General features: G+C 71.2%; 2 protein-coding genes. Both read left to right on the top strand.

What is annotated here, in order from left to right; genetic code table 11:
* Positions 1-1,899 (top strand): phosphoketolase family protein (locus tag AC0693_RS38695; protein ID WP_478804622.1); only part of this gene is annotated, 1,899 nt, incomplete at its 5' end.
* A gap of 115 nt (positions 1,900-2,014) precedes the next feature.
* The gene (locus tag AC0693_RS38700) at positions 2,015-2,500 is read left to right on the top strand and encodes a cyclic nucleotide-binding domain-containing protein (protein ID WP_478804623.1); all 486 of its coding nucleotides are present in this window, start codon (positions 2,015-2,017) and stop codon (positions 2,498-2,500) included.
* The last annotated feature ends 45 nt before the right edge of the window (positions 2,501-2,545 follow it).

Below are 2,545 nucleotides of genomic sequence, written 5' to 3' on the forward strand. Positions count from 1 at the left end.
CATCCCGGCCTGCTGGTGGCCTGCGTCATCGGCGACGGCGAGGCAGAGACCGGGCCGCTGGCCGCCTCCTGGCACTCCAACAAGTTCCTGGACCCGGTCCACGACGGCGCCGTCCTGCCGGTCCTGCACCTCAACGGATACAAGATCGCCAACCCGACCGTACTGTCGCGAATCCCGGAGCAGGAGCTCGACGCGCTCCTGCGCGGCTACGGACACGAGCCCCTCTACGTCTGCGGCAGTGACCCCGCCCTCGTCCACCGGGCCATGGCCAGAGCCATGGACCAGGCCCTTGACCGCATCCACGCCATCCAGCGGGAAGCACGGGCCGCAGGCACGGACCCGGGCGGCCGGCGCGCGCCCTGGCCGATGATCGTCCTACGCACCCCCAAGGGCTGGACGGGACCCGCGACCGTCGACGGCGAGCCGGTCGAGGGCACCTGGCGGGCGCACCAGGTTCCACTCGCAGGGGTCCGCGAGAACCCCGAGCATCTGGGACAGCTGGAAAGCTGGATGCGCTCCTACCGGCCCGAGGAACTCTTCCGCGCCGATGGCCGTCCGGTCTCCTCCGTACTAGCCTGCGTCCCTGAGGGTGAGCGTCGTCTGGGGGCGAGCCCGTACGCCAACGGCGGCCGGCTGCTGCGCTCGCTCCCGCTGCCCGCCCTCGACGCGTGGGCCGTCCCCGTGGAGAAGCCCGGAAGCACCCTGCACGAGCCGACCCGCGTCCTGGGCCGCTACCTCGCACAGGTCATGAGCAGCACGGCCGGACGGCGGGACTTCCGGGTCGTAGGACCGGACGAGACGGCGAGCAACCACCTCGACGACCTGTACGCCGTGACGGGCAAGGCCTGGCAGGCCCTGCGGGAACCCACCGACCGCAACCTGTCGCGGGACGGCCGGGTCATGGAGATCCTGTCCGAGCACGTGTGCCAGGGCTGGCTGGAGGGCTACCTCCTCACCGGCCGGCACGGCCTGTTCTCCACCTACGAGGCCTTCGCCCACATCGTCGACTCCATGGTCGGCCAGCACATCAAGTGGCTGGCGAGCGCCCGCGAGGTGACCTGGCGCGCGCCCGTCGCCTCCCTGAACTACCTGCTCACCTCGCACGTCTGGCGCCAGGACAGCAACGGCTTCTCCCACCAGGACCCCGGGTTCGTCGACCACGTCCTGAACAAGAGCCCCGGCGTCGTCCGCGTCTACCTGCCGCCGGACGCCAACACCCTCCTCGCGGTGGCCGGGCACGCACTGCGCAGCCGGAACCGGGTGAACGTGATCGTCGCCGGCAAACAGCCCTGCTTCGACTGGCTGCCCCTCGCCGAAGCCCGCGCGCACGTGGCGCGCGGCGCAGGCGTCTGGGAGTGGGCAGGGACCGACGACGGCTCCCGCGCGCCGGACGTCGTACTCGCTTGCGCCGGGGACGTGCCCACCCTGGAGGTCCTCGCTGCCGTGTCCCTGCTCCGCGAACACCTCCCGACGCTGGCCGTCCGGGTCGTCAACGTGGTCGACATCGCCCGCCTGATGCCCCACGAGGAGCACCCGCACGGCATGACGGACACCGAGTACAACGCCCTCTTCACCACCGACAGGCCCGTGATCTTCGCCTACCACGGCTATCCGTGGCTGATCCACCGCCTCGCCTACCGCCGCACCGGCCACCCGAACCTGCACGTCCGCGGATACAAGGAGTCCGGCACGACCACCACCCCCTTCGACATGGTCGTGCGCAACGACCTCGACCGGTACCGGCTCGTCATGGACGTCATCGACCGCGTCCCCAGACTCGCCGACCGCACCGAGGGCCTGCGCCAGAGCATGACCGACCAGCGGAACCGCCACCACGCCTGGATCCGCCTCCACGGCACCGACCTGCCCGAGGTCACCGACTGGTCCTGGCCCTACTGACCACCCGCCCGGGGTGGGCGCGGGGGCCGTCCGGGCCGAGAAGGGTACCGAACGGCCCTTCCCGGACGGGCCGCCACCGGTGGAGCGTATGAGAGGACCCGAACGGAGAACCGCCATGAGCACCTCTGCACTCCACCGGCTCACCTCCTCCCCCCACCACTTCACCCACGCCCTGTCCCCGGAGCACCAGGAGAGCCTGCTGGGCCTGGCCCACGAGGCGAACTTCCCCGCCGGCACCCGACTGTTCAACCAGGGCATGCACGCCAGCCGGTTCTGGGTCGTCCGGTCGGGCAACGTCGGCATGGACGCGCACGTGCCCGGCCGGCAGGCGGCCGTGGTCGAGACGGTCGGTCCCGGCGGGCTGGTCGGCTGGTCCTGGCTGTTCCATCCCTACACATGGCACTTCGGCGCCGAGGCGACGACGCCACTGCGCACCGACGAGTTCGACGCCGTCGCCGTGCGGGCGCTGATGGACAGCGACCCCGCCCTCGCCTCCGCGATGTGGCAGTGGGTGGGACAGGTGCTCGCCCACCGGCTCGTCTCCGCCCAGGTCCGGCTCCTCGACCTGTACGCGCCCCACGGCAGCGGAAGCCACATCTGAGATAATCGCCCCAAGACGTACCCGACCCGAGAGTGTGGCGTGGAT

Source organism: Streptomyces sp. NPDC043876 (assembly GCF_056435825.1).

Excerpts from the sequence above, each read along its gene's own strand:
- AC0693_RS38700 (WP_478804623.1), top strand. The coding sequence starts at position 2,015 with ATGAGCACCTCTGCACTCCACCGGCTCACCTCCTCCCCCCACCACTTC.